A 26,127-nucleotide genomic window follows, 5' to 3' on the forward strand; every position below is an offset into this window, starting at 1 on the left:
TTGTCCTATAAATATTGATCCTCCATTTTATGCATCCAATCACTTAATGCCGATGTCATTTCTTTGGCATTTTTGTAATTTTCAGGCATAAGCGGCTGTCCGAAATGTAAAATGACCTGCTTCTTTTTCTTAGTAACAGGATCTTTAGGTTCTGGCCATTTTTTATGTCTAGGGAAAACACTGTAACCTCCTTCAATGTAGACAGGAAGCAATGGTACTTTGCTTTTTTTAGCTATATAAGTAGCTCCGTCTTTTATCTCTGCTACTTTACCGTCATGACTTCTTGTTCCTTCAGGATGCACAAGGAGAATATTACCCTCATCGACTTTTTTCTTGGCAATAATCAATCCGCGGATAGGATTACCAAATCTATCTATTGCTATTGCTCTGCCTACACGAACAATTAACTTTCCTAAAAGGCCGTGTTTATCTTCAAGATCCTTACCTGCAATACAAGACATTTTTTTAAAATGTGCTTTTGGTAAACCTGCTCCTATCCACATACCATCTACATATGTTTGATGATTGGCAGCAATTACGTAAGGAATTTCTTTAGGAATATTAGATTGATTTTCGAATTTGAGTTTAATTAATAATCTGGTCATGGTCATACCAAAATAATAAGCACAATATCCAATAAAACCCCTGGGAATAGGATACTGTCTTTCTGCAGACTTCTGTTTTGCTGTTTGAATATCGCTGGTCAAATTAAAATCGCCTCCGAAACTTTTAATATACGGTTGTCATTCCACAATAATAAGCTGATTGACTATCTTGCAGAATACCACAAATTCTATCAAAAAACGATAGCAAAAATTTTATATAAGATAAAATCAGATAAAATATATTTTTGCTATATATTTTTTGTGATACAGCATACCTAAAAATTTCCCTCAAATAAATTTTCTTGCTGTATTTTATTCGATTGCCTTTTAAACTGGAAAAACTGTTTTAATTTTAGGCTGCTCTCATCAGCTAAAATACCGCCATAGCAAAATAAATAGTGGTGTAAAGGCAGGTCAAATGTTTTGATAACAGAATAGCATGCACCGGTTTTTGGATCTGAAGCTCCAAAAACAACACCATCTAATCTGGATTGAATGATCGCTCCAGCACACATAAGACAAGGCTCCAAAGTTACATACAAAGTACATCCAGTCAATCTCCATGTACCAAGCTTTCTGCAAGCTTGGCGGATTGCAATTATTTCTGCATGTAAAGTTGAATCTTGCCTGTTTTCTCTTAAATTATGTCCTCTGGCTATTATTCTTCCATCTTTAACAATAACTGCTCCAACAGGAACTTCGTCATTGGCAAAGGCCTTATCTGCCTGCCTTAGTGCTGCTTTCATATATTTTTCATGACACACAAAATCAAATCTTCCTGTAGTTTGGCAAGAAGATTTGATTTGGGTATTTTTTTTATTATTTTCTTTTATTATGTACATGTGATAATTATATCAGAAAGAAACTAATTAAGTTCAACCATACAAGAAGTTTTATTTCTGATATTAAGTTCGGAAACCTGATCATTACCAAAAACTTTTCTCATTTCGTATAAATAATTTTCCATAATATCAAGAGGAACAAAAGCTTGAATTGTTCCGGCAAAGCCGCCTCCGTGAACACGACAGGCGCCGCGTCCATCTAACAGATGTTTTGACAAAGATAAAGCAAGAGCAACAGGCTGTTCACTTACAGATTTTATGGACCAAACATTTTGCAGTTGAGTCCAGGAACTAATTCCAGAATTGTTTATTAGCGTCAAAAAAGAAATGAAATCCTCATTTTTGAGTGCGCTTACCTGTTCGACTACTCTTTGATTATCTTCAAAAAAGTGAATAGCTCGCAGCACCGCCCTTTCAGAAATATTGTTTTTTAATTCACCAAGTTTTTCCCAGAATAATTTCGGGTCTATTTCCCTCAATACACTTTTGCCAAAAAAAGATGCAACAGAACGCATTTCTGTCGGTATAGCTGCATATTCACCAGTTAAATCAGCGTGACTTCCCCCGGTATTGGTAATTACAAGGCCATAACCTGAACGGTTAAAATCTATATCAAGGGATTCAACCAAAGGTTTTTCTTTTTTGGCAAAATCAATCGAGATGATGCCTCCTACTGAACAGCCGCATTGATCCATTAATCCGCTTGGCTTACCAAAATATTCATTTTCTGCATACTGAGACATCATAGCTCGCTCAACCGGACTGACAGAATTATTATTATAGAAATAATCAATTATTGTAGAAACCAATATTTCAAAAGCTGCAGAAGAGCTGAGACCGGATCCTTTTGGAACACAACTTGTGGTGTAAATATCCAGACCACCAATCTTGTAGCCACGATTACAAAATGCAGCCGCAATGCCTCTGATCAAAGCTGCTGAGTGTTCCTTTTCTTCCGTTTTTATTCCCAGATCGCTAAGATTAATGACATCCATTTTTTCGAATTCTTCAGATTTAAGGCGGATAGTATTATCTTGATTTGGTGCTGCTAGAGCGAGTATATCAAGATTTACAGCTGCACAAAGAACTCTGCCATTCTGATGGTCAGTGTGATTGCCGCCGATTTCCGTACGTCCGGGAGTGCTAAAAAAAACACCTTTGCTATGCTCTGGGAACTGCGACTGGAATAAATCTTTCAGGCGAACAAAGCGCTTTTGCTGTTCATATAACATATTAGTATCGTTACCATATATTGATTTCAGAGATTCTATTGCTTTAAGAGAAATCATTTGTTCCGCTACTGATTTAAGTGAAATCATAATACTATCTCCTGTGTACTTAATGAATTTTTAAAACTTAAGCAGATGTAAATCATGCACATCTGAGTTAATTATATCCAAGATTTTATCTGTTTAAATGGTATAATGTTGACTGAATTGGTTAATTTGTTATAGAAAATACCTCAAGAAATCAGTTGTTGATTTTTAAAACAAACATTATGCCAGCTGATTTAGCTCCTTCTTGCTTAATTACAATGATAACATTATAATAGCTTCATGTTATTCTACTCAAATAATCAGTTTGAAATAATTATAGAACAGGATGGATAAAATGACTTTAAAAGATGGACGTTGCCCTAATTGCGGTTCGTTGTTAAGCCTTAACGAGAAAGCGGAGAAAGGACATTGCCTCTTTTGTGATGCAGTATTTGATAATAGCAGAGCTTTTGAGATTGCTGCTGACCCAGAAGGTGTGGAATTTCCAAATGAGGAACAGCCCAAATATGAAGGTCCTAATTTAGATCCTCAGTTGAATGTTCCAACGGGTGTAAAGGTTCCCGCATCTAAACCTGCAAAAAAGACTTCTTCAAGAAGAGCCCCTGAAAAAAAAGAGGCTTATGTGCATAAAGAGCCTATTAAGTTGCCCGAAATCAAGCTCACACCAAAGAAAAGAATACAGGTGGCTTTGGTTTTTGTGATAATTTTAGCTATAATAGCTGGTATTGGTGTACCTACTGTTATGAAACGTGATAATGACAGAACCGCCATAGTGAACTCTTTTGTGCAGAAAATAGAACACCAACTTAATCCTGATAATTCGGTTGCTATTAGATATACTGCCAATAATTATGCAATAATTGTTTTGCCGGAAAATATTGATCAGGATGAGGCAATAAATATTTTCCAGACCTATTGCAATGTGAGAGCCGAAGTAAGAAATGAAACTACGGCAGGATTTGATAAAATCTATGGCAGAGTGTCAATGAAAATCATGATGCCGGAAGGCGGTTATATGTTTGAACGACCTGAAAATGAAGCGCAGATTACTGCCGGAACTAATATAAAGAAGCTAAGTTGATCAACATTTTCAAGATAATGTTTGACATTTAGCTTTTTGCATGTAAACAAGCACAAAAAAACACCTGCAATTATAATATTGCAGGTGTTTTTGTCAGAAATATATCTAGTCAATTTTTGTTCACAATTGAGATTTAATTTTTTCAAAGACTTCTGCTAGACTTAGGTCAAGCAAGACAGGAATTGCTTACCTCCTTCTTTCATACTTTTCTCCTCCAATATAGAAAACAGCTTCAAGAGTGGTGCCTTGAAGCTGTTTTTTTGAGTGTGAACAAGTAATAGATATACTATCAAATTATAAAAGGTAATTATTTAATAAACTTTCCAATTACAATATTAATCATTATATCTTTTCAAAAACTGGCATGTTCGTTCATGTTTAGAATTAAATACTTGATCAGGGGTTCCCTGTTCAATAATATAGCCTTGATCCATAAAGATGATTCTGTCTGCCAGCTCCTTGGCAAAAGCCATCTCGTGAGTAACAACCACCATTGTCATTTTTTCTTCAGCAAGAGATCTGATAACTTTTAGCACCTCGCCTGTTAATTCTGGATCCAATGCCGATGTGGGTTCATCAAAAAAAATCATTTCTGGATTAAGGGCAAGTGCTCTGGCAATCGCCGCTCTTTGTTGCTGGCCGCCAGACAATTGCCATGGATAAGCATTTGCCTTATCTGCCAAACCAAGCTTTTCAAGAAGCTTATATGCTCTTTCCTCAACCTGCTTCCTTTTTTCACCCAGAACAACTGAAGGGGCTTCCGTTAAATTTCTAATTATACTGAAATGAGGAAATAAATTGAAATTTTGAAAAACAAGACCGATTTTCAAACGTATCTGCCTTAAGGTAGATACGTCTGAATAGGTAGCCTTGCCAGTTGAGTCATCTTTACACAATACTTGACCACAAACCTTTATTTCGCCGCCATCAGCTGTTTCCAGCTGGTTAATCAGACGCAGTAAAGTAGATTTGCCGGATCCTGAAGGGCCGATTATAGCGATAACCTCTCCATGACCGACTGAAAAACTTATATCCTCAAGAACCTTAACATCACCAAAGGATTTTCTTAGTTCTTTTACCTCTAAAACAGGTGCCGAATTTGTCTGCTCATATGAAATCATTTCCGCTTATCCTTTATAATAGCTTAATTTTTTTTCAGCTCGGTTAAAAACTGCCGCAACAACACTATTCATTATTAGATAAAAACCACCGGCTATAATGATAGGGATTATGGATACTTCTCGCGAAGTTGTATTCTGAGCAGCCCTGAACAGCTCGAAAACACCAATTGTTTGAGCTAGTGCCGTGTCTTTTACAAGTGTCATGCACTCGTTTGCGCTAGCCGGCAGAACACGCTTTATGACCTGAGGAAGAGTTATTTTATGAAATGTCTGCCATGCAGAAAACCCCAGAACTTTTGCTGCCTCAGATTGGCCAGCAGGTATGGAATCAATTCCCCCTCTGAAAATCTCAGCAAAATAGGCTGCATAATTAAGCCCAAATGCTATTATTGCCGCAACAAATCTATCTACATTAATATTTAAAACAAAAGGCGGAAAATACATAAAAAAGATAAGCTGCAACAAAAGAGGCGTGCCTCTCATTATAAGCAAATACAATCTTATTGGAAGATTAATCAGCGGATTTGAAATTCCTCTTAGCTTGGCTATTAGCAAGCCTAAAGGCACAGAAATCAGCAATGTCAGTGCAAAAAGCCTTATTGCTGTTACTGTGCCTTCAAGCATATATGGGATTATAACCCTGTAATTCATATCTGCTCCCTAGATTCTGAGAAGTTTATTTGCCGATAGTAGTGATGTCTTTACCAAACCACTGTACTGATATCTCTGCCAGTTTGCCGTCGGCAGCCATATCTTCAAGGTGTTTTTGGACTTCATCTCTCAAGGACTGATCTGCTACTCTAAAACCAATTCCATATTCCTCTTCGGCCAAATATTCTTCGAGAATTCTGAAACTGTCATCTTGTTTATCAATATAATAGCTTGCTACTGTTTCGTCTATAAGCAAAACATCAGAAGAACCACTTTTTAAATCAAGAAAAGCTGTTACATTATCTTTCAACTCTACTACACCTGAAAGTGAGCTTTTGAAATCAGCATCAGCATCTAATGCTTCAACAGCACTTGATTCTGCCTGAAGAACCAAAACCTTACCTTCAAGGTCTGCCTTTGTTTTATAAGGAGAGTCATCAAGAACAACAAGAACCTGGTGATTTGCCATATAAGCATCGGTGATATTTGTTTCAATTTTTCTGCTGTCAGTTATTGTATAACCATTCCACAGGCAGTCTATCTGTCCTGCATTCAGTTCATTTGTTTTTTGAGACCAATCAATAGCCTGAAGTTTTAATTCAATTCCCATACGTTTAGTTACTTCGGTTGCAAGGTCAACATCAAAACCTACCAATTCATTGTTATCATCTCTGAAACCCATTGGCGGGAAGTTATCATCCATGCCGAGTATAAGATACCCTTTATCTAGCACATCCTGAAGTGACGTATCTTCTCCATCTTTTTTCTGGCCGCAGGCAACTAATAGTGTTGATAACAACATTATTACTGCCATGATTACGAGCAATGTTTTTTTCATTATAATTTCCTCCTGAAGTATTATTCCCAAAGTATTTTACTGCATTAAAAGCTCTAAGTACATAGTTGGAAAATTACTAAATATCAAATAAGATCTTTTATTCAAAAAATATTCTGCTTTTATCTTAAAATATTGGCAATCTTGTGACTTGATAGTGCCTCTGCCAGGGCATATAATTAGATTAGTAACGAGTCTTTACTCGCTGCTTCATCCTCCTCTTGGATGAATCCCTTTAGATCTGTTATACTCACAGATTAGTGGCCTGTGAGTTGATCTGAAGGGATTTTTATTCTTTTACTCAAAATACTCAAGTGCTGCTTCCAGTAAACAGGCAGCTCCGCCGCTTGCTACTGACTCTTCAAAATCGCTTTTTTCAAAAGAAAGACATTTGAAATTTTTTTTTGTTTTTTTGCTCATATTTAAAAGCTGCATACTTATTTCCTCAGTCAGCATCGGTAAATCTTCAAGAAGTTGTCCTTCAAAATGCCAGTAATCGGCATCAATCAAATATGCTGTGTTATAAATTGTCATAGCAAAAGCAATGGCACATTCGTTAATTATTTGTTCGGCTTTTTTCTTTTTTTCCATAGCCGCAGTAACAAAATCAGACCAGCCTAAGTTTTTATCCTGTTTAAGGCGGCAAAACCTTTTTAATAATCCAGATTTTGTTGCATTTTTGTTTATCGGTACAGGTTTATCAGCTGAAATTGAAGGCACGAGCATGTTATTGGCAGATATTGTTTGTAGTTTATCTGCATGTCGCAAACCTTTATCAGCCACCCCAATATAGCTTATGTCATAATCTGCTGATAAAAAAACCATTGACTCATCAATATCTGTTTTAGCCTTCCATAATGCAGAATAGAACCTGCTGTCAGCAGAGCTTATGTTTTTTATTATAAAATTGTCTTGTTTTAGAGTTAAATTAAAATAGTCAACAATAAAGTTCAGATCGATATTTTCCTTGCCTTCGGAGTTCAAAATAAAACAAAGCCCTGCCATTTTGGAAAGGCATTCAGGGTTTTCTAATTCCATTTCAGAAATATTGTCTTCAAACAACTGGAGCCAGATTTCAGGATGTTTTTCATCATCATTATTTTTGCTGTCTGCTGCAATAACAGGCAAAATTGCTTTATATCTGACTTCCAGAGCGATATTTAATAAATATAGAGTTGTATGACGCTCCTCTGGCCAGATAATCAAAAAATATTTGGCATTATCATTTTGGCAATATAAATTTGGCCTTCGCCCGCCCGTAGAATCAGCAAGTCCTGATTCCTTGATCCAGCCATCTACCATCAATCTGTCAAGTACACGGTTAAGACTTGTAGAAGCAAGCCCTGTCATATCTGTTAAATATTGTCGGGTAGTATCTCCTTTATGTCTTATTAAGGAGAAAACTGTTCTGTATAAATCTCCCTTTAGTGGAGCATATGGTGATTTGGTCATAATGCCGCCTCCTCAATTACATCTTTCTTATCATTTAACTGATTAGATGTTTCTCCGTGTTTTACCATTAACATGCATATAAGAGCACCAACAAAAGAAATAACCGCATAAACAAATAGAACGCTGTAATCCTGAACGATATCTCTTATGATACCAAAGAGAATAGGACTTGCAATTGCCGCGCTAAAAGAAAAGAAATAATAATACCCTGTAAAACTGCCGATTCTTTCCTTGCTTGCCATTTCAACTACCATAGGAAGAGAATTTATGTTTATGCAGGCCCAACAAAAACCGCCTATAAACAGTAGTATTCTTAAAACAAGAACATCACTTACAAAAAGCATAGGGGTAAAAGCGATAATAATTCCGATCAAACCAATAACTATAACTTTTTTTCTGCCTGCTTTCCCTGCTATAATTCCTGCTGGTAAAGCAAAAGCTACAAAGGCGAGTGAAAAAATTGTTAAGGTCATGGTAGCGCTTCCTGCTGTTAGTCCTAATTCATTAGTTGCATATAATGTAAAAAAAGTTTCTACTGCATTATAACCGCAAAACCAGAAAAAAATTGCAAACAAAAGAGCAAATAAGCTTCTCTTTTCTCCTTTGCTCCAGACTTTAGGAGGCAAATTTTTATTATCCTGATGCGATTTTTTTATATTATTGAAAATGGCTCTAAAAATACCTGTTTTTTCATTCTCGATATTTTCATTAAGGCGGATTCTTCTACTGTCTGCTTCTCTAACAAAAAATACAAGCATCATTAATGCAAAAATCATTACGGCACCACCCATTAAAAAAGGGTAGTTATAACCACCTATATTTGCCAGAAGACCTCCCACAAAAAAAGCTATTATGCTGCCTACTCCACCCATTAGATTAATAACACCATTTGCCTTGCTTCTTAGTGGAGATGGTGTTACATCAGGCATTAAGGCAACTACAGGAGATCTCCATAAAGACATTATAAAGTTAAAAGCAATTACAATTGCCATCATTAATGCGAGTGATTCTGCTCTGGGAATTAAAATAAAGGCAACAGCACACAGAGGTATGCCAACTAATATCCACGGCATTCTTTTCCCTATTCTGGTATGTGTTCTGTCGCTTAACATACCAACCAGAGGTTGAAAAATAACACCAAAGAAATTGTCAATAGTCATAATTATTCCAATTATTGCCGTACTTAGCAAAAACCGTTCTTCGAGCATAACCGGAACAAAACTGTTATACAAGCTCCAGGCCAAGGAACTGGCAAAGAAACCAAAACCAATGAGAAAAGTTTTTTTGTAATCCAGCTTCATTTTTTTTTCCTCATACTTTCATGAAAATTTATTAAAGATCATATCTGGGAAAGAATATCTAAAGCTTTATCTGGTTGATCTGTGATGATCGCATTTACTCCTGCCTGAACAGCCTGCATAATCTGACGTTTTCCATTAACAGTCCAAGTGTTTACCTTTATTCCTTTTTCCTGACTGTTTTTTACCAAATCAGGAATCTGGAGATTTGCCCAATGCGGATGCAAAGCGTTGGCACCTACTCTAGTCGCATATATCCAAGGATCTATCAAACCACATTGATAAAGCAAACCACAATTTGCTTCAGGCGCATAGTCTAAAAGAAGTCTTAGGCTATAGTGATTGAAAGAAGAAAATACTATGCGATCCTGAATTTCAAAACTACTTACTAAATCCCATAGCTGCTTTTCAACACCGGGCATTTGAATAAGTCCATTTTTTATTTCGATATTCAGAATAAGATTTGTTGATTTGATAAGATCTAAAACTTCTTTAAGTTTTGGAATGCCAGCAGGTGCAATATCTTGCTTGAATGCCGCAGCATTAAGCTTTCTGAGGAATTCATAATTCTTTTCATATACCCACCCTGGCTCGCCTGTTGTCCTGTCGATTCTTTCATCATGAATTACTACAAGTTCCTGGTCTGCCGTTCTTTGCACATCAAGCTCAATACCATCAGCCTTTTGCTGTATTGCCATTTCAAAAGCCGGCATAGTATTCTCGGCAAGGACAGAACTAGCTCCACGATGTGCCCAGATCATAGGTTTTTTCATTGATTGCTCCTCCTGTACAAGATATACAGTCCATTATGTCCATGGAACATTATATCACGACATGATGTTTGCTGACTAATGTATAACTTTATGAAAGTTTTATTAACGCAAAGTTCTTCCAAACTGTATTGACGTTCGTGTGAACTCGTGTTAAGATAAGTAGAACCTAAAACAAGGAACATTGATAGTATATTTTGGAAAGGAGGTGTTTAGTGTGAAAATTAGCTGCCTGCCGGGTACGAACCTGACTATTGAAGACTATGAAAGAACTTCGGCTGAAAAAATTTTAAAAGGAATATTTTCCATGACCGGAGGAATCTACCTTTCACAGCTTTCTGAGTTAAGCGGAGTTCCTGCTGCAACTTTGCAAAACTGGGTAAAAAGAGGTTATGTATCGAGTCCTGTGGATCGAAAATATAGTATACGGCAGACAACAAGAATGATTATGATCGCTTTGCTTCGCAGAGCATTGCCCATGGAAGACATAGTTATGCTTCTGAGTAGACTTAATCATGATTTGGCTGATGAAAGCGATGATTTAATTGATGATAGTCAATTGTATCTCTATTTTTGCGACATTATCATGCAAATGCCAGAAGAATTATTCTTTGATGCAAAAAAACTGGAACGTGAAATTGATTTAAGAACATCGGATTTTGCTGTTGAAGATAAATTGCAGCGGGAATGTCTCAATACTGTTCTTGGAATAATGGTCAAAGCCTTCGGATCAACTATACTGCAGCAGCAGGTGCAGTCTGAATTAAACATAATGAAAGCGGGTGATTAAAATGACTGATTGGTGGCAGGGAATGACTGTTATCCAACAGATTTTGGCATTGATGGCAATTCCGGCAACGCTTGTACTAATTTTTCAAACAATAATGCTATTGTTTGGTTTAGGACAGGGCGATGGTTCTGAAATGCCTGACACAGGAGCTTCTGATTTTCCAGATTCTAATGGATTAGATTCAGATGAAGGTTGGGATATCCTCGAAGGAAGTGAAGAATCTGAAAGCTGGACTTCTGAAGGTGAAATTGATTATGATCCAGGACTAAGATTACTGACTGTTAGAGGTTTAGTAGCCTTCTTTGCTGTCGGCGGCTGGGTTGGTATTGCTGCAATTGACTTAGGTGCTTCGGCATTGCTGGCATCTGTTCTTGCTGTTCTTAGTGGACTTGCTTCACTGTGGCTTGTTGCAGTTATTTTCAGAATGCTCATGAAACTGCAAAGCAGTGGCAATGTTGAGCTAAAAAATGCTATCGGTAATACAGGTGAAGTATATCTTAGAATTCCGGCAAATATGAGTGGTAGTGGAAAAGTTACTGTATATGTTCAGGAAAGATTAATTGAAGCAAATGCGATGACAAACTCAAAGTCTGATTTGCCAACAGGAACACAGATAGAAGTTGTTGGCATTCGCGGTAATCGGCTTGTGGTTGAATCGACTATTGCAAAAGAAAATTAATATAATACTTTGAAACAGTATTTTAGTTAATGTAAAGCTGTAAAAAACGGCATGAAAGGAAAAATTATGAAAACATTTATTGCTTTGACATCATTGCCAACATCAGCTCTGATTACAGTAATTGTAATCTTTGTGCTTTTGTTTACAACCTTTTTGGTTTTGCTATCGCGTTACCGTAAATGTCCTTCTGATAAAATAATGGTAATTTACGGTAAAGTTGGCAGCAACAAAGATGGGTCTATTAGATCTGCCAGATGTATACACGGTGGTGCTTCGTTTATCTGGCCCGTAGTTCAGTCGTTCCAATATCTGGATCTGACACCTATATCCATAAGCGTAGATTTGAAAAATGCTCTTTCCAGACAGAACATAAGGATAGACGTTCCTTCAAGATTTACGGTAGGTATTTCAACAGAACAGGGTGTTATGCAAAATGCTGCTGAAAGATTACTTGGCTTAAAGCTTCCAGAAATACAAGAACTTGCAAAAGACATTATCTTTGGTCAGTTGCGTCTTATTATTGCAACTATGGATATTGAAGAGATAAATACCGATAGAGATAAATTTTTAGAAGCTGTATCAAGAAATGTCGAAACAGAACTCAAAAAAATTGGTCTCAGACTGATAAATGTAAATGTTACTGATATAAATGATGAGTCTGGATATATTGAAGCACTTGGTAAAGAAGCTGCAGCTAAAGCTATCAATGACGCTAAAAAATCTGTAGCAGAAAAAGACCGTGACGGCTCAATTGGTCAGGCAAATGCACAAAGAGATCAAAGAGTGCAGGTTGCTGCTGCTGAGTCAACTGCAATCGGCGGTGAAAACGAAGCTAAAGCAGATATTGCTGCTTCCAATGCAACTAGAAGAGAAAAAGAGGCAGATGCTCTAAGAAGAGCTACCGCAGCAGAGAAAACTATGGCAGCAAAAGCATTGGAAGAAGCTTACGATGCTGAGAAGAAAGCTGAGCTTGTACGTGCTGCCAGAGAAAAGGCTACCCTTGAAGCAGATATTCTTGTAAAAACAGAAATCAGCAAACGTCAGATTGAAATAGATGCTGAAGCTCAGGCTGAAAAAACAAGAAGAATAGCCAAAGGTGAAGCCGATGCTATTTTCGTAAGAAAAGAAGCAGAAGCCAGGGGTCAACAGGAAATACTTACCAGACAGGCTGCAGGACTTGCAGAAATTGTTAATGCTGCAGGTGGGGATGCAAAAGATGCACTCAGACTATTGCTTGCAGACAAAATGGAAGATCTTATTGCAATTCAGGTAGAAGCAATTAAAAATATTAAAATAGACAAAGTCACCGTATGGGATGGTGGAGGACAAGGCCAGGGAAAAACACAAGGAACTGCAGGATTTCTCTCAGGTTTGATGAAGTCTATACCTCCTATGAATGATTTATTTAACATGGCAGGAATGAATTTGCCAGAGTTTCTGGGAAAGGACGCAAGTAAAAATCTGTCTGATGTAGTGGAAGGTATGGGGTTGCCTGTTTCTGAAAAAACAACTGATGATGAGTTTAAAACAGAATAATGTAGCACAAAAGAATGTTTGTTATAATTGTAGCAAGATAACCTTTATATTACATTTACCTGCTATTCGTAAAGAGTAGCAGGTAATTAATATATATACAAAACTACTTTAAGTTTTAATTACAAGCGGAGGGACACCTGATGGCAGTTTTATCACAAATGAGAATAGTCAGTCTGGAAGATCTGGAGGCTAATCTGGGAGTTAATAAATTACCTGCATATATAGATCAATGTGAACAGGATTTTATTAATCGCACAGAGCGCATAGCTGCAAGAATTGCTTCTGACAAAAACATAAAGGCTATTTTTGTTTCAGGGCCTACATCATCGGGAAAGACAACTTTTTCAAATCGTTTAGCGATGACTTTAACAAAAGCTGGTTTTCATACACATCTAGTTTCTATGGATGATTATTATCAAATTAAAGAGATTCAATATGATCCAGAAGGACGGCCGGATTTTGAAAGTATAGAAACCTTGGATACATCTTTAATGCTGGAACATCTTTCGGCTCTTTTTGCTGGTAAACAGGTAAGTCTACCACAATTTGACTTTATTAGCAGAGATAGATTATGGCCTGAAGAAAAATTAATAAAGTTAGGTGAAAAAGATCTGCTGATTGTAGAAGGTTTACATGGATTGTCAGAACTTGTTTCCGGTCAACTGAATCATGATCAGTATTTTGGTATTTTTATTATGCCCTGGTGTACTTTTCTTGATGGAAGGCAGGTTCTCGGAAGCAGAGATCTAAGAGTGTTGCGCCGCATCAGCAGAGATGTTTTGCACAGAGGATCAACTGCTCTTTCAACTATAGATTATTGGCCAATGATAGAACAAAACGAACAGTCTTTTGTACCTAAATATCTGGCAAGAGCAGATGAATATGTTAATTCTTGTCTGCCCTATGAGTTTTGTATTATTGCACCTTTGGCAGCAAAGGAAATTCAGAGATCACTTCAGCAACATGTTGATAATACATTGCCAGCCTCTATTTATCTCAAAGACATATCTGGATACTATGCCGATCTTGAACAAGCCTTAATAGAAGCGCGCTGTTTATACAATGCCTGCGAAAGAATCCCTCAGATTGATAAATCAGTAATTCCCCAAATGTCAATTTTAAATGAATTTATTTGATTTTAAGATCAGCTGTCCGAGAGTTTTGAAATAACAATGTAACCATAATACTTGACAACAAAAGTTATGGCATGTTTAATATTTTAATCGGCATATCAGAAATTATTTCTGATATGCTTCAATTGTTTATTGGGGGGACTTACAATGCCAATCAAAATACCTGATCATTTACCTGCAGCTGAAATTCTTGAGCAGGAAAATGTTTTTGTAATGCATGATAACCGTGCTTATAGTCAGGACATTCGACCTTTGAGAATTTTAATTCTTAATCTAATGCCTACAAAAATTGTTACAGAAACTCAATTGCTTCGTCTTTTAAGTAACTCCCCTATACAGGTTGATGTCGATTTTCTTTATACTGCCTCATATAACCCCAGGAATACGCCTCTTGATCATCTGATTAAGTACTATGAGACGTTTGAGCAAGTTAAAGAACGTAGGTATGACGGAATGATAATAACAGGTGCTCCTGTAGAGCAAATGCCTTTTGAACAGGTTGCATACTGGCCGGAATTATGTGAAATAATGGAATGGTCAAAGCGCAATGTATATTCAACAATGCATATTTGTTGGGGGGCTCAAGCCGGACTTTACTATCATTATGGAATACCAAAGTATGATCTTGATAAAAAAGTTTTTGGTATATTTCCTCATTATCGCAGCTACACAAAGCCAGTTAAGCTTTTTAGAGGTTTTGATGATGTGTTTTTTGTTCCTCATTCAAGACATACTGAAATAAAAAAACAAGATATAGAAAAGACCGATCAGCTAAGGCTACTATCCGAATCGGAAATATCCGGTGTTTACGCAGTTTCAGATATGAAGGGGCGTCAGATTTTTCTTACCGGGCACCTTGAATATGATCCGCTTACTCTTAAGTATGAATATGAAAGAGATATAAATCGAGGATTGAATATAGAATTGCCTCGTAACTATTTCCCTAAGGATGATCCTGTTCAGACGCCACAGGTTCTTTGGCGGAGTGCTGCTTATTTGCTTTTTGCCAATTGGCTTAATTATTATGTTTATCAGGAAACACCATTTGACTTGACGGCAATTCCGCAAGATTAAAGTTATAAATGTTATGGAGGTAACTCCAGTTACTGCTAAAAAAGTCTATAATGAATTATCATCTCTTCTTAGGAAGAGTATATGAAAATCTATCAATAGATGTGAAATTTTTTGTTTACAAAAATAAGAGGAGGTCTCTTCATGGCTTTGACAATTACTTCTGAAAATTTTGACGAACTAGTATTAAAAAGTGACAAACCTGTATTACTTGATTTTTGGGCAGTATGGTGCGGCCCCTGCCGTATGGTTGCTCCAACGGTTGATAAACTGGCTGAAGAATATGAAGGTAAAGCGATAGTAGGTAAGGTAAATGTAGATGAGGAATCAGAACTTGCAGAAAAATTCAAGGTCATGAGTATTCCTACTTTATATGTCCTTAAAGATGGACAGGTTGTGGAGAGGCTTATAGGTGCCAGACCACAACAGGAGTTAGCAGCAGCGATTGATAAACATCTATAAGTCCTGTTTGCTGTTATTGCAGATTTTATATTAAAGTAATTCGATTATCTTTTATATTGATTGCTGTCCTTTTAACGAGGACAGCTTTTTATATGTTTAAAGTAAGAAAATATGCTTATATGATATACTTAAAATAAATTACAAGCATATTTAGCTTGAAGAAAGAGGTGTCATATGCTGGAAATAATTAATGATGGAAGAACTTATTTGCCTGTTCTGGATAGTAAAGCACAGTCAATTCTTGATAGTTCCTGGATTGAATTTACCGGTCTTTCTTACGACTCTCTTATTGAACAGGCTGGAATGTCAGTTGCTAGAATTATTGCCAATATAGACATTTCAGATTCGGAAAATGCAAAAGATATTACTTCTAAAACAGTGATTGTTCTTGGCGGAAAAGGAAATAATGGATCTGATGCATGGGTTTGTGCCAGACATTTGTATTCTTACGGCTACAATGTTATTTGTACCTACTCTTTGTCAGAAGATATAACTGATATTTCACAAAATAGACACTATCAGGCTTTAGTAAGACTTGGTGTAAATTTCATTCCCAGAAGTAAACTTGCGGAACTACCTGTGCCCGACTTTATTGTTGATGGAATATTAGGCACCGGTTATCATTTGGATCGTAAATTATCCCCAGAATTGATTGAGCTCTTTGATCTGATTGAAAAGTGGCGTCAGACTCGATCATATGTTATTGCAATTGATTTACCTTCAGGTGTAGATGCTGATACCGGAGCAGTTGATCAAAGTGCCGTTTATGCTGATTACACTGTAACTTTTATATCAATTAAACTTGGTATTGCAGCGGCTCCAGGTTGTACTTATGCAGGTAAAATTGTAGTTGAACCTCTAAGTATGCCTGCTAAATGGGTTAGTGATAATCTAGCGGAGATAAAATTACCACGTTTGATAGATAGAGACTACATAAAAAACCTAAAGCCTCTAAGGCCTGAAGATGGACATAAAGCCTTGTTCGGCAAAGCCCTACTTATTGGTGGGAATGAAGGTATGGCCGGCGCAATTGCCTTAGCCGGACAGGCTGCAGCCAGAGCTGGTGCAGGGTTAATAACCCTTGCAGTGAACAAATCAGCTTTTTTACCTGTGCTCTCCGCTTTCCCGGAAGGGCTTACACATGATATTTCTGAACATGAGGATGCCCTGGAGCTTCTTGAGGGACTTTCAAAAAATAAGCAGGTTACTGCAATCGGTCCAGGTATAGGAACACCGGAATGGCTGAAAGCCTATCTGGATTGGTTAATTTTAAATTCGTCTGAACTTGTTATTGATGCTGATGCATTAAATGAGATCAGCCGGCAGCCGGACAAATTAGCAGATTTATTTGTAAAACGTTCAGAAAAAGGAATGAGTCTGCCTGTTCTTACCCCCCATCCTGGTGAATTCAAGAGACTTGCACCTGAATTGACAGAATTACTTGGAAAAGACAGACAAAAAGCGGCTATTAGCCTTTCTGCTAAAATGAACTCTGTTATCGTATTAAAAGGAGCAGCTACAGTGGTTGCCTTACCGGATCAAACGTGTTTTATTAATACCAGTGGTAATGACGGCATGGCAAAGGGCGGTAGTGGAGATTGTTTGACCGGTATAATAACAGGTCTTTTAGCTCAAGGTATGACTTCTTCCTCGGCAGCATGTGCAGGTGTTTATCTGCATGGGCTGGCAGGTGATATAGCTGCTTCTGAAATGGGCAAGACAGTTATTCTTCCGCAGGATTTGCTGCATTTTATGGGCAAAGCCTGGTTTAAAGCTGGTTGGTTGGGAGATGCAAATAAATATAAAAGTCATGAAAGGCATGGATTAAAATTATGATGAATACTCTGCCAAACAGGTCGTGGGCAGAGATTGACCTGGATATAATGGCGGATAATGCCAAGTTGATAAGACAAAAAATACATAAAAGCTGCGAAATTATGGGTGTAGTAAAAGCTGATGCTTATGGTCATGGGGTTGATAAAGTAATACCTGTAATGCTGAACAACGGTATTAACAGGCTGGCTGTATCAATGCTTGATGAAGCAATACAGCTAAGAAGAAATGGAATAACTGTTCCTATATTAGTTCTTGGATATACTGACCCGAGAAGAGCTGAAGAACTATTGCAATACAGAATAACTCAAACTGTTTTCAGCTGTGATTTGGCACAGGCTCTTTCTGATGCTTCTGTTAGAACCGGTCAGTCAGCAAGAATACATGTTAAAGTAGATACAGGTATGGGCAGAGTTGGTTTTATGGCAGGGTATGGAGCCATTAAAGATATTATTTGGATCAGAAAACTTCCAGGATTGATAGTAGAGGGTTTATATACTCATTTTGCAACTGCAGATGAACCAGATACAAATTATACTGTGAAACAATTCGAACAGTTTATGGGAATCAGTACCGAACTTGACAGAATAGGTTTGCCAATACCGCTAAAACATGTATGTAACAGTGCTGCTGCTATGAGATTTCCTCAAATGCATCTTGATATGATACGGCCTGGTCTTATATTATATGGGATGATACCGCCTGGCTGTCCAGATTATTGGAATGGACTTGAACCTGCAATGTCACTAAAAGCTAATATTGTACATCACAAAAAAGTTCCTGCCGGTACGGGAATAAGTTATGGTAGAAGCTATATAACAGAAAAAGAAAGTCATATTATTACTATACCGATAGGATACGCAGATGGATATTCCAGAAGATTGGGCGGAAAGGCTGCTGCACTTGTACACGGTTATAGAGTGCCTGTTGTAGGTAAAATTTGCATGGATACCTGTATGGCTGATATAACTGCATTACCATCGGTTGATAGTATTAAGACCGGTGATGAGGTTGTACTTTTTGGAAAACAGTTTTATAGTGGTAAAAAACAATTTCTGCCTGTTGATGAAATTGCCGAGTGGCTTGGAACAATTAATTATGAAGTGACTTGTATTATTGGCAAAAGAGTGCCTAGAGCTTACATAAGAAATGGACAGTTGGAAAATATCAGAAATTATCTGATTTAATATTTTGATTGTTTGTATAAAAAGTTTTTAATATCTAAAAATAGGCGAAAGAAAGTAGGATAAAATGAGGCAGCTAAAAACAGACAAACCTTTTTCTAAAAATAGCAAAAGTATTGCACACTGGGTTGCAAAAACAGGGATACTTGCAGCTGTTGCGATTATACTGATGTATCTGGAATTTTCAATCCCTTTAATGCCCGCTTTTTTAAAATTTGACTTCAGTGAAGTAGCAGTCTTGCTTGCTGCTTTTTCTATGGGACCATGGACTGCCGTTCTTGTAGAATTGATAAAAAATTTAGCTCATCTTCCGTCGACTGCTACCAGCGGTGTGGGAGAATTAGCTAATTTTATTGTAGGTTCCTTTTTTGTAGCGACTGCTGGCATGTACTACCGATACAACAAAAACAGAATAGGTGCGTACAAGGCAATGCTTCTTGGAACAGTGGTTATGACTTTGGTGGCAAGCTTTGTAAACTTTTTCTTTCTGATTCCCTTTTACGTTAGAATTTTAAATCTGCCAATGGATATGATAATTGAGTGGAGCCGGGCTGCAGGCAACCGGCTTGTAACAGATCTGAACACTCTTATCTTATACGTTTTTGTCCCATTTAACCTTTTCAAAGGATTTGTCATATCTTTAGTAGTAGCTGTTCTTTACAAAAGAATTAGTCCGGTACTTCACAAATGAGAAAAATAAAACCTGACCCCTATGAATCAGACGCTTTTCCAAGGCCTTTAGTCATATGGGGCATACCGGCAATGATCTTAATTCCTCTGATCATAATGTTTTTCAGAAATCCAGGTACAGATGGTTTAATTCCATGTGTTTTTTTTCAAGCAACAGGAATCTATTGTGTAGGCTGTGGAACAACAAGAGCATTGCATGCTTTGCTCCACGGAAGATTTTTAGACGCCTTCAGTTATAATATTTTTTTAATATTGTGGATGTGGATTCCTGCTTATAGCTTGATTGAATACTGGTTAAAAAGGCTTTTTAGAAAACCTGTACTGCCTCCAATCCGTAGATGGCGTGTTATCCTGATAATTATGTTTTTATCAGCACTGATTTTCCTTGTTTTAAGAAACATACCTATTCAGCCATTTTCCTGGCTTGCGCCTTAAGAAAATTTTTTGTCTATCATTTAATATCTTTTTCAAAGCAGCCTCTGTCATAACCTCGACTATTTTCCTGGCTTATCAGACGAAAGCCTTTGGTTTGATAAAATTGTACAAGTGTTGAATTTTTTAGTGCTGTATGCAGCCGAATTGTTTTGATTCCGCTATTTCTCAGGTAGTCTTCTGCAGCCGCAAATAATATGCTTCCGGTTCCAGAGTGTTGTAGCTCTGGTTTTACGGCAAAACGGCTGAAATAGGCGACTTGAGATTGGCATTGAATATTATTTTCATTAGGCAGTATAAGGCGTACTGTACCAATCAAATCATCTTTATTTTCAGCCACAAGAACATAATTGTTTTCTATGCTTAATTTAATATCTTCGATACTTTCAGATAGAGAATCTAGAGTTCCAGGTATCCCTGATTTTTTCACATAAACAATCATGGCTCGTTGAATAAGAGCCATGATTGCTTTGGCATCGCATTGCTTAGCACGTCTGATTAACAAATCTGAATTGATCATAAGCTTTCTGAACTAAACCACGGCATCTTGGGACATAAGTTTAACAAGGACAGCTTTTTGTGCATGCAGCCTGTTTTCAGCTTCGTCAAAAATAACCGATTGTGGACCTTCCAAGACATCTTCAGTTACTTCAAGACCACGATATGCCGGCAGGCAGTGCATGAATATTGCCTGTTTATCAGCTTTTTGCATAAGTGAACTATTAACCTGATAGGGAGAAAAAATCTTTATTCTTTGTTCTTTTTCAGCCTCTTGTCCCATGCTTATCCACGTATCAGTATAGACTACATCTGCATCTGTAATTGCCTCAACAGCATCATTGGTAATTAGTACCTGACTGCCTGTTTTTTCAGCATTTTTACGTGCTTCATTTATACAATTCTCATCACAAGTATAATCAGGGGGAGTAGCAACGGCAATATTCATACCGACTTTAGATGCAGCATGCATCAAAGAATGAGCCATATTGTTTCCATCGCCCAGATATGCCATCTTTATCCCTTTTAAGGTTCCTTTGTATTCTCTTATTGTCATCAGGTCGGTTAATGCCTGACATGGATGCATAAGATCAGTTAATCCATTTATAATGGGAATAGTACCGAATATGGCTAGATCAACAACATCCTGATGATCAAAAGTACGTATCATTATACCATCCAGGTAGCGTGACATAACTCCTGCAGTATCTGAAATAGTCTCGCCACGACCAAGCTGTATATCTTGACTGCTCAAAAACAAAGCTTGTCCACCGAGCTGATACATCCCTACTTCAAAAGAAACACGTGTCCTGGTCGATGATTTGGCAAAAATCATTCCAAGTGTTTTGCCTGATAAAATATGGTGTTTCACACCTTTTTTGTTTTGGGTTTTGAGTTTATCTGCTAAATTAAGAAGATCGATTATTTCTTCAGAAGTGCAGTCCTGAATACTAATAAAATGTTTCATTTTTATGCCTCCTTCAAGATAAGAGCAAAATCTTTGATGAATAAATCTATTTCGTCCTCTTGTATTATAAGAGGCGGCAAAAGACGGATTGTTAATGAACCTACTGAGCCTACAAGATGACCTTTTTCAAATAATTTAGATTTAACAACTGCGGCATCTTTGTTTTTAAGCTCAATCCCTATCATAAGCCCCTGACCCCGAACTTCACTTATAAATTTACAACTCTCTGACAAAAAATTCAGTTTGTCTTTCAAATATCTTCCTGTCTGTTTGGTTTTTCTAATAAGATTATCTGATTCATATACTGATAAAACTGCTAAAGCAGCAGCACAAGCCATTGGATTCCCGCCAAAAGTACTGCCGTGGTCTCCTGGAGCAAAACCAGAAGAACTTTCTTCATCAGCAATAACTGCACCTATCGGAACTCCGCCCGCCAGCCCTTTTGCCAAAGTGACAATATTAGGTTTTATTCCATAGCCTTCATAAGCAAAAAAATGACCTGTACGTCCCATTCCTGTTTGGATTTCGTCAATAATAAGTCTGGCACCTGTTCGAGAACACAAATTTGCCGCAAGTTTTATATATTCGGTATCGGCTGGTCTAACGCCGCTCTCCCCCTGAATAATTTCTAATATAACCGCGCATGTATTTTTATCAACAGCCTTTTCCAAAGCAGAGTAATCATTAAAGTCTACATACTCAAAACCTTCTGGCAAAGGTGCAAAAGCCTCACTGTATTTAGGTTGGCCTGTTGCAGTTGCAGTTGCCAGAGTTCTTCCATGAAAAGAATTCACTGCACTAATTATCTTTGCCCTTGGGCTACCTTTTTTGAAAAAATAGCCGCGAGCAAGTTTTATTGCCGCTTCGTTTGCTTCGGCACCACTATTCCCGATAAAAACTTTGCCATTCCCAAAAATCTGAGCGAGTTTTTCAGCCAGCAAAGTCTGAGGTTCATTATAATAGTAGTTGCTGCAATGAATAACATTACCTGCTTGCCGACATATTGCCTGTGTTAAGACAGGATGTGCATGCCCAATAACATTAACTGCAATTCCTCCGATCATGTCCAGATATTTTTTTCCATCAGTTCCATATAACCAGCAGCCATCCCCGTGATCAGCACAAAAAGGTATTCTTTTTCCAAAAGTGTTCAGATAGTAGAGTTCATCCAGCGACATTATTTCTGCTAGTTTTTTATCATTCCCCTGCATATTTATTATCCTCCTGTATCTGAAATCAGATTTTTTCACCTTCAAAATACGGCTTGCGTTCTTGAGTAATCATAGTACCTATACCTTTGTTGGTAAATATTTCCAGCAGCAGGCAATGAGGAATACGTCCGTCAATTATGTGGGCACGTCCGACTCCACGTTTAACAGTATCAAGGCAACCAGTTACCTTAGGTATCATGCCGCCGCTTATTTCACCTTCTTCTATCAGTTGATTAATCTCTGCTTCACTCAATACAGAAACAACCGTACTTTCACCTGAGCCATCAGATATTTTAACTCCTTCAACATCTGTAAGTGTCATTAATTTTTCTGCTTTTAGTGCAGCTGCTATTTCACTTGCTACCGTATCTGCATTAATGTTATAGCTTTCTCCTTCATTTCCTATTCCTATTGGTGCAACAACTGGAATATACTCATCATTTGCAAGCATTTCCAGTACTTTAGTGTTAATTTTTGTAATTCTGCCAACATAACCAATATCCAATGGCTCTCCTGCTTCGTCAGCAGTGATTTTTTCGCATTCTATTAATTTGCCATCGATACCGCATATACCAATCGCTTTGGCTCCATGCCTGTTTAAACCTGATACTATTTCCTTATTCGTTTTTCCTACCAGAACCATTTGAGCAACTGACATAGTTTGAGCATCAGTTACTCTTAAACCTTTTCTGAATTCGGATTTTATTGACAGCTGAGTTAACATGGAACTTATATCAGGTCCACCACCATGTACAATAACAGGATTAATTCCTATATATTTAAGTAGTGTGATATCTTGCATAACATGATTCTTTAATGTGTCGTTTATCATAGCATTACCGCCATATTTTATGACAACCGTTTTTCCTGCAAGACTCTGTATATAAGGAAGGGCTTCAATAAGTATTTCTGCTTTAGCTATTATCGCATTCATATCCATTAATATAATATCTCCTTAAACTTTGCCAAAATAATCTCTTAATCTTAATCAGATAGATCCTCCTGCTGAAATCAAGCCGGTGATTTCGGGAAATCCGCACATGATATTTAAGGTTTGAAGTGCTTGTCCGGAGGCTCCCTTGCCAAGATTATCAATTGCAGACATTATTTTTACCTTTTGAGTTCTGTTATCGACTGCAATTGCAATGTCAGCGAAATTTGTGTATGCAACATTTCTTGTTTCGGGCATATTTCCTGAATCGAGAAAACGAACAAACTTCTCGGAGGAATATTGATTGCAATACATTTCTCTTATTTGTTTCTCAGTAACGCCTTCATTGATATCAGCATAGATTGTTGCCAACATACCCCTTTTAAAAGGCGCCAGATGAGGTGTAAAAGTGACTAATACTTCTTTGTCTGAATTTAGTGCTGTTAATTCCTGTTCGATTTCACTTGTATGCCTATGTCCAGTAACCGCATATGGTTTTATACTATCTTGAGACTCGCAGAAAGAAAAAACGAGATCTGCTTTTCGCCCGGCTCCGCTTATTCCCGAATATGCATCAATAACTATGCCACTGCTTCTGATCAATTTATTTTTCAACAAAGGCATAAGTCCTAAAATTGAACATGTAGGATAACAGCCAGGGTTTGCTGCCAGAGATGCAGTTTTAAGATCTTCTCTATAAATTTCAGGCAAGCCGTAAACAGCTTTGTCTAGTAATTCCGGCTTCGGATGCTCAAGTTTGTAAGCTGTTTCATAAACTTCAGCTTTTTTATATCTGAAATCACCGCTATGATCCAGAACTTTCAAACCACGATCCAGTAGTTTTGGAACAATATTAGAAGAAATTCCATGAGGCAGTGCCGTAATTACAATTTCACAAGCAGAAGCCAGATCGTTAATATCAAGCTCGGAAAGCTCCATATCAATTATTCCTCTAAAAGAAGGATAAACATCAGAAAAACGTCGGCCGACAAAGCTTTGCGAAACCAGTCTGGTTATCTCAAACTGGTCGTGTAAAACCAATAATCTCAAAAGTTCCATTCCCACATAGCCTGTTGCGCCAATAATACCAAGACGTTTTTTGTTTGCCATTTTTTGCTCCTTTGCATAAAACCCTTAATTAATATAATAAATATTCACTATAATGTATAAAGCAATGATTTGCAATATTGATTTGCTGTAATTCTGATTTCGAAGTGTTTTTTATGCTTTTTAACCATTATACAGGTTTTTGAAGAGCGATTAATAGTCACTTTGTAGTAATTGATAGTATTTAGCGTTTTCGACTATAGTTTTCTCGTTGGAATATAGCTATTATGACATAAAAATAAGATATTTTTCATCTTTTTGACAATGTTGTTGACACATTAGATAAATGTTGAGATGTAAAGTTGTAATTAATGTCAATCCCCTGCTACTCAATGGACAAATTGAGGCTGAAACATTTGTTGAAATTTGCGTATAGTCTGTTTTTTAGACGGTGTTATAGTTTTTATGCAGGTCAAAATAAATTTTCATGCACCTGTATAGTTAACTCGGAGGTAATAATTGTATGGCCAATGTTCTATTAAAAAATGTTTACAAACGGTATGAAGGTAATGTCGTAGCCGTCAGTGATTTTAATATTGATATCGCTGATAAGGAATTTATTATTCTTGTTGGACCTTCCGGTTGTGGTAAATCTACTACTTTAAGAATGATAGCAGGTCTCGAAGAGATCTCAGATGGAGAAATCTATATCGGTGACAAGCTTGTAAATGATGTTCAGCCAAAAGACAGAGATATTGCTATGGTTTTCCAGAACTATGCGCTTTATCCGCATATGACTGTATTTGACAATATGGCTTTCGGACTCAAACTGCGCAAGTTTGCCAAAGATGAGATCAAACGCCGTGTTAATGAAGCTGCTAAAATTCTTGAAATCGAACATCTTCTTGACAGAAAACCAAAAGCTTTATCTGGTGGTCAGAGACAGCGTGTTGCTCTGGGAAGAGCAATTGTGCGTGATCCTAAGGTTTTCCTTATGGATGAGCCTCTTTCTAATCTGGATGCTAAGTTACGTGTTCAGATGCGTGTTGAAATAACAAAATTGCATCACCGCTTGCAGACAACCATTATTTATGTTACTCATGATCAGACTGAAGCCATGACAATGGGTACCAGAATAGTTGTTATGAAAGATGGATTTATTCAGCAGATTGATAATCCTACAAACTTGTACCTGCATCCTGTTAATACATTTGTTGCTGGATTTATAGGAATGCCCCCAATGAATTTCATCAATGCACAGCTTTCAGTTGATGGAGATAAGGTTAAAGTTGCTTTCCAGGGCGTATCTGTTGCTTTGCCGGAGAAATATTCAATTGACGAAGTAAAAGCATATGACGGTAAAGAAGTTATTGTGGGAATAAGACCAGAAGCTTTATCTGATGAGGTTTCATTTGTTGAAGATCATCCCGAGTCTACTTTCCCTGCAAGTGTTGACGTTGTTGAGATGCTTGGTGCAGAAACTTATCTTTACGTTACCGTAGGTGGTGCATTAAGCTTGACAGCCCGTGTTGATCCTACAGTAAGTCATTCTCAGGTCGGAGAGATGGTCAATATAGCTGTTGATGGCAATAGAGTACATCTGTTTGATAAAGAAACCGAGCTTGTAATACTTAGTTGATATAGTTATTTTTTTTATTAGTCTTAAAAAAGCTGTCGCATTAGCTGGATAAAGTCCGTATACTTGGTGTAAATTGAGAAATAAAAAAGAGC

At 37.3% G+C, this 26,127-nt stretch carries 26 protein-coding genes; 12 read left to right on the forward strand and 14 right to left on the reverse strand.

From position 1 onward, the window contains the following. Positions 1-5: 5 nt before the first annotated feature. The 3 genes from AC0KSB_RS02870 to AC0KSB_RS02880 all read right to left on the reverse strand — a co-directional run bounded on the left by AC0KSB_RS02870 (position 6) and on the right by AC0KSB_RS02880 (position 2,766). Positions 6-707 carry a lysophospholipid acyltransferase family protein gene (locus AC0KSB_RS02870; protein WP_472306525.1) on the reverse strand — a complete coding sequence of 234 codons (702 nt, stop codon included), beginning with the start codon at positions 705-707 and terminating at the stop codon, positions 6-8. 173 nt (positions 708-880) lie between these two features. Continuing rightward, positions 881-1,369: a tRNA adenosine(34) deaminase TadA gene (gene tadA, locus AC0KSB_RS02875; protein WP_472306527.1), complete on the reverse strand. Its 489-nt coding sequence runs from the start codon at positions 1,367-1,369 to the stop codon at positions 881-883. A 101-nt stretch (positions 1,370-1,470) separates the two neighbouring features. Then, positions 1,471-2,766 carry a galactokinase gene (locus AC0KSB_RS02880; RefSeq protein WP_472306529.1) on the reverse strand — a complete coding sequence of 432 codons (1,296 nt, stop codon included), beginning with the start codon at positions 2,764-2,766 and terminating at the stop codon, positions 1,471-1,473. A gap of 292 nt (positions 2,767-3,058) precedes the next feature. On the opposite strand from AC0KSB_RS02880, the gene AC0KSB_RS02885 reads away from it, so the two are divergent. Next, positions 3,059-3,805, forward strand: a complete 747-nt coding sequence (locus AC0KSB_RS02885) for a hypothetical protein (RefSeq protein WP_472306531.1) — start codon at positions 3,059-3,061, stop codon at positions 3,803-3,805. Between the two features lie 335 nt (positions 3,806-4,140). On the opposite strand, the gene AC0KSB_RS02890 is transcribed toward AC0KSB_RS02885, so the two are convergent. The 6 genes from AC0KSB_RS02890 to AC0KSB_RS02915 all read right to left on the reverse strand — a co-directional run bounded on the left by AC0KSB_RS02890 (position 4,141) and on the right by AC0KSB_RS02915 (position 9,935). Next, entirely contained in the window at positions 4,141-4,926 is a 786-nt protein-coding gene (locus AC0KSB_RS02890) for an amino acid ABC transporter ATP-binding protein (RefSeq protein ID WP_472306533.1), read from the reverse strand. 6 nt (positions 4,927-4,932) lie between these two features. Further along, on the reverse strand, positions 4,933-5,577 hold the full coding sequence (locus AC0KSB_RS02895) for an amino acid ABC transporter permease (protein ID WP_472306535.1): 645 nt from the start codon (positions 5,575-5,577) through the stop codon (positions 4,933-4,935). A gap of 25 nt (positions 5,578-5,602) precedes the next feature. Then, the gene (locus AC0KSB_RS02900; RefSeq protein ID WP_472306537.1) at positions 5,603-6,415 is read right to left on the reverse strand and encodes an amino acid ABC transporter substrate-binding protein; all 813 of its coding nucleotides are present in this window, start codon (positions 6,413-6,415) and stop codon (positions 5,603-5,605) included. A 294-nt stretch (positions 6,416-6,709) separates the two neighbouring features. Next, positions 6,710-7,864 carry a MarR family transcriptional regulator gene (locus AC0KSB_RS02905; protein ID WP_472306539.1) on the reverse strand — a complete coding sequence of 385 codons (1,155 nt, stop codon included), beginning with the start codon at positions 7,862-7,864 and terminating at the stop codon, positions 6,710-6,712. Continuing rightward, positions 7,861-9,165 (reverse strand): MFS transporter, encoded by a 1,305-nt coding sequence (locus tag AC0KSB_RS02910; protein ID WP_472306540.1) that lies wholly within the window; start codon positions 9,163-9,165, stop codon positions 7,861-7,863. The genes AC0KSB_RS02905 and AC0KSB_RS02910 overlap by 4 nt, the downstream gene beginning before the upstream one ends. Before the next feature lie 38 nt (positions 9,166-9,203). Further along, positions 9,204-9,935 carry a glycerophosphodiester phosphodiesterase gene (locus tag AC0KSB_RS02915; RefSeq protein ID WP_472306542.1) on the reverse strand — a complete coding sequence of 244 codons (732 nt, stop codon included), beginning with the start codon at positions 9,933-9,935 and terminating at the stop codon, positions 9,204-9,206. A gap of 214 nt (positions 9,936-10,149) precedes the next feature. Here AC0KSB_RS02915 and AC0KSB_RS02920 point away from each other — a divergent pair, with 214 nt between their 5' ends. The 10 genes from AC0KSB_RS02920 (at position 10,150) to AC0KSB_RS02965 (ending at position 19,745) form a co-directional block, all read left to right on the forward strand. Further along, positions 10,150-10,722: a DUF1836 domain-containing protein gene (locus AC0KSB_RS02920; protein WP_472306544.1), complete on the forward strand. Its 573-nt coding sequence runs from the start codon at positions 10,150-10,152 to the stop codon at positions 10,720-10,722. 1 nt (position 10,723) lies between these two features. Then, complete coding sequence (locus tag AC0KSB_RS02925) at positions 10,724-11,401, forward strand: hypothetical protein (RefSeq protein WP_472306546.1); 678 nt, start codon at positions 10,724-10,726, stop codon at positions 11,399-11,401. A gap of 66 nt (positions 11,402-11,467) precedes the next feature. Beyond that, a complete protein-coding gene (locus tag AC0KSB_RS02930) occupies positions 11,468-12,937 on the forward strand; it encodes a flotillin family protein (RefSeq protein ID WP_472306548.1) in 1,470 nt (489 codons plus the stop codon). A gap of 140 nt (positions 12,938-13,077) precedes the next feature. Next, entirely contained in the window at positions 13,078-14,073 is a 996-nt protein-coding gene (locus AC0KSB_RS02935) for a uridine kinase family protein (protein ID WP_472306550.1), read from the forward strand. A 144-nt stretch (positions 14,074-14,217) separates the two neighbouring features. Beyond that, on the forward strand, positions 14,218-15,144 hold the full coding sequence (gene metA, locus AC0KSB_RS02940; RefSeq protein ID WP_472306552.1) for a homoserine O-acetyltransferase MetA: 927 nt from the start codon (positions 14,218-14,220) through the stop codon (positions 15,142-15,144). A 141-nt stretch (positions 15,145-15,285) separates the two neighbouring features. Then, positions 15,286-15,603, forward strand: a complete 318-nt coding sequence (gene trxA, locus AC0KSB_RS02945; protein ID WP_472306554.1) for a thioredoxin — start codon at positions 15,286-15,288, stop codon at positions 15,601-15,603. Between the two features lie 174 nt (positions 15,604-15,777). Continuing rightward, positions 15,778-17,439 (forward strand): NAD(P)H-hydrate dehydratase, encoded by a 1,662-nt coding sequence (locus tag AC0KSB_RS02950; RefSeq protein ID WP_472306556.1) that lies wholly within the window; start codon positions 15,778-15,780, stop codon positions 17,437-17,439. Then, positions 17,439-18,623 carry an alanine racemase gene (gene alr / locus AC0KSB_RS02955; protein WP_472306578.1) on the forward strand — a complete coding sequence of 395 codons (1,185 nt, stop codon included), beginning with the start codon at positions 17,439-17,441 and terminating at the stop codon, positions 18,621-18,623. Before AC0KSB_RS02950 ends, alr begins: the two co-directional genes overlap by 1 nt. Before the next feature lie 64 nt (positions 18,624-18,687). Further along, positions 18,688-19,311 (forward strand): ECF transporter S component, encoded by a 624-nt coding sequence (locus AC0KSB_RS02960; protein ID WP_472306558.1) that lies wholly within the window; start codon positions 18,688-18,690, stop codon positions 19,309-19,311. Further along, complete coding sequence (locus AC0KSB_RS02965) at positions 19,308-19,745, forward strand: DUF2752 domain-containing protein (protein WP_472306560.1); 438 nt, start codon at positions 19,308-19,310, stop codon at positions 19,743-19,745. Before AC0KSB_RS02960 ends, AC0KSB_RS02965 begins: the two co-directional genes overlap by 4 nt. Positions 19,746-19,761: 16 nt before the next feature. Here AC0KSB_RS02965 and AC0KSB_RS02970 read toward each other — a convergent pair whose 3' ends face one another. Genes AC0KSB_RS02970 through argC form a run of 5 tightly spaced genes read right to left on the reverse strand, consistent with a single transcriptional unit; the run spans position 19,762 to position 24,459 of the window. After that, the gene (locus AC0KSB_RS02970; RefSeq protein ID WP_472306562.1) at positions 19,762-20,262 is read right to left on the reverse strand and encodes a GNAT family N-acetyltransferase; all 501 of its coding nucleotides are present in this window, start codon (positions 20,260-20,262) and stop codon (positions 19,762-19,764) included. Between the two features lie 12 nt (positions 20,263-20,274). Beyond that, positions 20,275-21,207 carry an ornithine carbamoyltransferase gene (gene argF, locus AC0KSB_RS02975; protein ID WP_472306564.1) on the reverse strand — a complete coding sequence of 311 codons (933 nt, stop codon included), beginning with the start codon at positions 21,205-21,207 and terminating at the stop codon, positions 20,275-20,277. A 2-nt stretch (positions 21,208-21,209) separates the two neighbouring features. Further along, positions 21,210-22,418, reverse strand: coding sequence for an acetylornithine transaminase (locus AC0KSB_RS02980; RefSeq protein ID WP_472306566.1), 1,209 nt, complete (start codon positions 22,416-22,418; stop codon positions 21,210-21,212). Between the two features lie 25 nt (positions 22,419-22,443). After that, positions 22,444-23,352, reverse strand: a complete 909-nt coding sequence (argB, locus tag AC0KSB_RS02985) for an acetylglutamate kinase (protein ID WP_472306580.1) — start codon at positions 23,350-23,352, stop codon at positions 22,444-22,446. 54 nt (positions 23,353-23,406) lie between these two features. Beyond that, on the reverse strand, positions 23,407-24,459 hold the full coding sequence (argC, locus tag AC0KSB_RS02990) for an N-acetyl-gamma-glutamyl-phosphate reductase (protein WP_472306568.1): 1,053 nt from the start codon (positions 24,457-24,459) through the stop codon (positions 23,407-23,409). Positions 24,460-24,919: 460 nt separating this feature from the next. Here argC and AC0KSB_RS02995 point away from each other — a divergent pair, with 460 nt between their 5' ends. Then, positions 24,920-26,035 (forward strand): ABC transporter ATP-binding protein, encoded by a 1,116-nt coding sequence (locus AC0KSB_RS02995; protein ID WP_472306570.1) that lies wholly within the window; start codon positions 24,920-24,922, stop codon positions 26,033-26,035. Positions 26,036-26,127: the final 92 nt, after the last annotated feature.

Source organism: Ercella succinigenes (genome assembly GCF_900002895.1).